The sequence below is a fragment of the Streptomyces melanogenes genome (assembly GCF_014649795.1).
Lineage (GTDB): Bacteria > Actinomycetota > Actinomycetes > Streptomycetales > Streptomycetaceae > Streptomyces > Streptomyces noboritoensis.
The window spans coordinates 1-4,811 of the sequence record NZ_BMTS01000065.1; the positions used below are offsets into that span (position 1 = coordinate 1).

Consider the following 4,811-nt stretch of genomic DNA (forward strand, 5'->3'; position numbering starts at 1 on the left):
TCCGGGCACTCGTTCCTGGGCTCGACACCACAGGAACTACCCGAGGTCCCGCCCCATGACCAGGCACTTGACACCCAGCCCGAACCGCAAAAGCAACGGCGTTGGGGTTACGTCCTCAAGCAGATCAAGGGCACCGACCTCATCTCGGCGGTACGTACGGTCGCCTCGGGGCAGTCGATGCTCGATCCGGCCACCACCGCACGGCTCATGAGCACACTGCGGGGCCCCTCTGCGGAGGAGGCACCGGCCGGGGACCAGCGGCTGGCGGGCCTGTCCGAACGCGAACGCGAGATCCTCGATCTGATCGGCGAGGGCTTCACCAACCGTCAGATCGGCAAGCGCCTCTACCTCTCGGAGAAGACGGTCAAGAACAACATCTCCCGGCTCCTGGCGAAGCTGGGCGTCGAGCGCCGCGTCCAGGCCGCGGTCATCGCGGCCCAGCTCCCTCCGGAGGACCGGCATCGCTGACCCCCGGCCGCGCGGTACGCAGCGGAACCCGCCAGTCCAGCCGTGTGCCGCCGCCCTCTGCCGCCTTCACGGCGCACGTCCCGCCCCGCCTCCCGGCCCGCTCGGCGAGGTTGCGCAGACCGCTGCGGCGCCCGGCCCCTCCGGGGAGCCCGGTCCCGTTGTCGGTCACGGTCAGCACCACCTCCCCGCCCCGCGCCACCAGTACCACCTCAGCCGCCGTGGCTCCGGCGTGGCGGGCCACATTGGTGAGCGACTCCCCCAGCACCGCCAGCACGTCCTCGGCTACGTCGCCCGGCACATCAACATCGATCAGCCCCTCCATGCGCAGCGCGGGCGTAAAGCCGAGTGCGGGAGCGACGCCCTCCAGCGCCCGCACCACCCTGATCCGCAGGCCCGTCCCCGCCTCGGGGACTTCATGGGCACGCAGCCCGAAGATCGTCGAGCGAATGATCTTGATGGTGGTATCGAGGTCGTCCACCGCCCGGCCCACCCGCTCCACCGCCTCCGGATGCTGGACGAAACGCTGTGCGCTCTGCAACGTCATCCCCGTGGCGAACAGCCGCTGGATCGCCAGGTCGTGCAGATCCCGCGCGATGCGGTCACGGTCCTCCAGGATGCTCATCTGCTCCGCGTCCCGGCGCCGGTCGGACAGTTCGAGCGCGAGCGCCGCCTGGTCGGCGAACCCCCGCAGGGGCTTGCTCTCCGCCTCGGTGAACGGCGCCTGCCCCGCGCCGCGCGCCAGCAGCAGCACGCCGCGCACGCCGTCCCGGGTACCCATCGGCACCGCCACCGCGGGCCCCAGCCCCTCCCACCGGTCGGGCCCGTACGTCACCCGTGAGTCCTTGCGTACATCCACGGAGACGACGACCGAACCCGAGCCCATGGCCGCGCCCGCGAGCGTCCCCTCCGTCGGCAGGACCAGCCCCTGGTGCCGTTCCGCCCAACGGCCCAGGGCGAGGGCACCCCGCAGTTCGCCGCTCGCCGACTCCACCAGGTCCACCACCCCCAGCTCGGCCGAGGTGATCTCACGAGCCCGCTCGACCAGCACCTCCAGCACCGCCGACTCGGGCACCCCGGACAGCAGCGCGCTGGTGACCTCGGCGCCCGCCTCCAGCCACCGCTCCCTCAGCCTCACCTCCTCGTAGAGGCGGGCGTTCTCGATCGCCACCCCGGCCGCCACCGCCAGCGTGGACAGGACGGCCTCGTCCTCCTCGTCGAAGTCGGCGCCGCCACGCTTCTCCGTCAGATAGAGGTTGCCGAACACCTCCTCCCGCACCCGGATCGGGACACCCAGGAAGGAGCGCATCGGCGGGTGGTTGGCGGGAAAGCCGGAGGACGCCGGGTGTTCAGACAGCTCGGACAGGCGCAGCGCCTTCGGATGCCGGATCAGCTCGCCCAGCAGCCCGTGCCCAGACGGCAGATCACCGATCAGCCGACGCACCTCGTCGTCGATCCCCACCGGCAGGAACTGCACCAGCTGCCGCCCCTGGCCGATGACGCCGAGCGCCCCGTACTCGGCATCCACCAGGACCACCGCGGCCTCGACGATCCTCCGCAGCACCTGCGACAGATCCAACTCCCGGCCGACCGCGAGGACGGACTCCAGCAGCACGTGCAGCCGGTCGCGCGTGTTGCGCACCGCACCGATACGCACCTGCAGCTCGTCGAGCAGCTGATCCAGCCGCAACCGCGGCAGCGACCCTTGCTGTCCATCCTCACCCATCGGTGCCTCCGTACGGATCCGCCGCAAAGGCCCAGGACTCCGGCTCTCACCGTAGCGGCGCCAGACTCCCCTACCCACCGGATCGGTCACAACGACGGAAAATCCGCGCTCCAAGGAGCGACGGCAGACACGTCTATGAGGTCGCGTAGGTCCGTGAGCCCATGACTCTGGCGGCCCGATAGTCCTGCCGGATCAGAAGAGGCAAGATCGTGTGACTGAGCCTCTTCCAAGCTGGCGGCGCTGACCGCGAGTTGGACAGTCCTGCACAACGACGAAGCTCCTGGTAGACGGGTTCACAACCAAGATCACCCATGTCCGCCAGGAGCTTCGCGTGCTTGTCTACCCGTCCTCGATCGATCTGTCCAGCCGCACACTGCGGTTCCTGACCGGGCAACTGACCTCCAGGCGGCGGGAGATCGGGACGCGGTGGCGGCGCCTTCCCGCCCAACGCCAGGCTCTGCTCGCCCTCGCCCATCTGCGGTGCGGTGACACCTACGCCCGGCTCGCCGCCGGGTCCGGCATCGGAATCGCCACCGTCTTCCGCTACATACACGAGGCCGTCGACGTCCTGTACCCTCGCCCCGTCCCTGGCCGAGACGATGGAGACGATCCGGGCGAAGGCGTTCGTCATCCTCGACGGCACCTTGCTGCCCATCGACCGCATCGCCGCCGACACTCCGTACTACTCCGGGAAACATAAACGCCACGGCATGAACGTCCAGGTCCTCACCGATCCGTTCGGACGGCTGCTCTGGGCCTCGCCCGCACTGTCCGGCTCGACTCATGACCTGACCGCCGCGAGGCAGCACGGGATCATCGAGGCTCTCGCGGACGCAGGGCTCAAATGCTGGGCGGACAAGGCGTATCAAGGTGCCGGCGGACCTGTCCGGGTACCGTTTCGGAGCCGTTGCCTCAAGAGGTGGAAGCGCCGCCACAACACCACCCACGCCAAGATCCGCTGCCTCGGTGAGCGGCCATGGCCACTCTGAAGGGCTGGCGCCTCCTGCGGAGGCTCCGCTGCACAGCACCGACCGGATCACCGACATCGTGAAGGCCGTCCTCGTCCTTCCCCACGCATCAGCGTGAGGATGGAAAACGCTCAGCGTTACGAGTTGAAGGACCCTCAAGAGGCAGGGAAGGCTTATGGCGCGGGCGGAGCGTTCGGTGCCCGGGGTGCAGCGGCTGGTGTGCGGGGGGTGCGAGATGCAGTGGAACCGCCCCCGGCGCCGTGGCCCCGCACCCAGATGGTGCTCGGACGCCTGCAAACAGGCTGCCTGGCGGTCCCGGCTCGGGCCCCAAGAACTCTCGGTCCGGCGCCGGCGAGCCGAGACCGAGCGGGCGAAGACGCTGAAGCTGACCTGGTACCGGGCGGTGTTCCGCAGCATCAGCCCCCTTCACCCGCTCCCCAGGGCCACCGCCCAGTCACTCCTCGTCGAACTCGCCGGACACCAACCAGACTCCACGGCAGGGGCCAAGCTCCTGTACCGCAAAGCCGCGACACACTGGCACCCCGACCTTGCACACGGAGACGAGGAAGTCTTCAAACTCCTTGAGCAGGCCTACCAGACCGTCCAGTCCCCCGCTTCACCAACCCGGCGGCCATCCAGATGCTCCGTCAGTTGGCTGGGAAATCAGGCACAGCCCCTCGGGAACAGCTCTCCAGGGGCAGCGGCAATACAGCTGGTGACAGGACTCCGCCGGCTGACCGCAAGCGGGTGCAGACGCCCTTCCACGAACCGAACCCGCAAGGCACAGCCCCCCCCAGACCGAGCCCGTGCGGTACTTCCCCGCAATCGCCTCGCACATCTGCCGGCGATCACGCCACCGCCCGCCACACCGCGCAGTCCGGGCCGCACACAGCGGCTCGATCCGCGACCACCACACAACAGTCAACGACACGACCGGACCAACGACCCAGTGATCCACACGGGACGACCCCGGCCGATCTCATTCCCACGGCCAAGGCACAGAGAAGGGAGCCCGCCGAGGTCGTCCGCGTCCTGCTGGCCGAGGAAGCCGCCGGGCGGGACCGGGCCAACCTCCACACCCGCCGCCAACGGGCCGGCTTCCCCACAGGGAAGACCTTCGGTGACTGGGACGGGATGAAGGTCGTCCATTCCCCGCCCCACGCAGGACGCGCTCACAACCCTCGAATGGATCGGCCGCCGGGAGAAATTCTGCATTGGCGGTCCGCTACGAGGCGACGGTCACCATCGCCGTCATCAACGAATGGTTGCGATCGCTACAGCGATCCGCGAATCTCTGGACCGGCGTGCGACCCTCCAATCCAGAAGGCCAGCGCCTTCTGTCTCCCTCCCAGCGACCGCCGCATCGCGTTGACCAGGCGTATCTGTGCCTGAGCCACCTGCGCACCGGCTTCCCGGAACTCCTCTTCACCGAGCGGCGTACGGACTGGATCGACGTCTCGCGCGACGCGGTCCAAGAAGCGGTCGACCGACTGGCCAAAGCGGTCGACCTCTGCCGCGACCTCCACGGGAGCGATCAGGCTGACCCGCGTCAGAACGGCGCTCCACTCGGCCCAGTCGTAGTCCCAGCCGCGACGGTCGGCGTGCGCGCGCTTGATCACCATCGTGAACCTGGCGTAGTGGCTGAGGAGTTC

The 4,811-nt window shown here is 69.0% G+C and carries 3 protein-coding genes and 2 pseudogenes; 3 read left to right on the forward strand and 2 right to left on the reverse strand.

Annotation, left to right across the window (positions count from 1 at the left end; translation table 11 throughout):
• Nucleotides 1-468 (forward strand): LuxR C-terminal-related transcriptional regulator (locus tag IE252_RS42645; protein WP_190094902.1); only part of this gene is annotated, 468 nt, incomplete at its 5' end.
• Here IE252_RS42645 and IE252_RS42650 read toward each other — a convergent pair.
• Nucleotides 428-2,191: a sensor histidine kinase gene (locus tag IE252_RS42650; protein ID WP_190094903.1), complete on the reverse strand. Its 1,764-nt coding sequence runs from the start codon at nucleotides 2,189-2,191 to the stop codon at nucleotides 428-430. The genes IE252_RS42645 and IE252_RS42650 overlap by 41 nt on opposite strands.
• A gap of 331 nt (nucleotides 2,192-2,522) precedes the next feature.
• Between IE252_RS42650 and IE252_RS42655 the strand changes: the two are divergent.
• Nucleotides 2,523-3,277: pseudogene (locus IE252_RS42655) on the forward strand (transposase family protein).
• A gap of 854 nt (nucleotides 3,278-4,131) precedes the next feature.
• Nucleotides 4,132-4,384: pseudogene (locus tag IE252_RS43860) on the forward strand (ATP-binding protein); the annotation flags it as partial.
• A 49-nt stretch (nucleotides 4,385-4,433) separates the two neighbouring features.
• On the opposite strand, the gene IE252_RS42660 reads toward IE252_RS43860, so the two are convergent.
• Nucleotides 4,434-4,811, reverse strand: a 378-nt coding sequence (locus IE252_RS42660) for a hypothetical protein (protein WP_229849170.1), incomplete at its 5' end; no start/stop codon positions are given.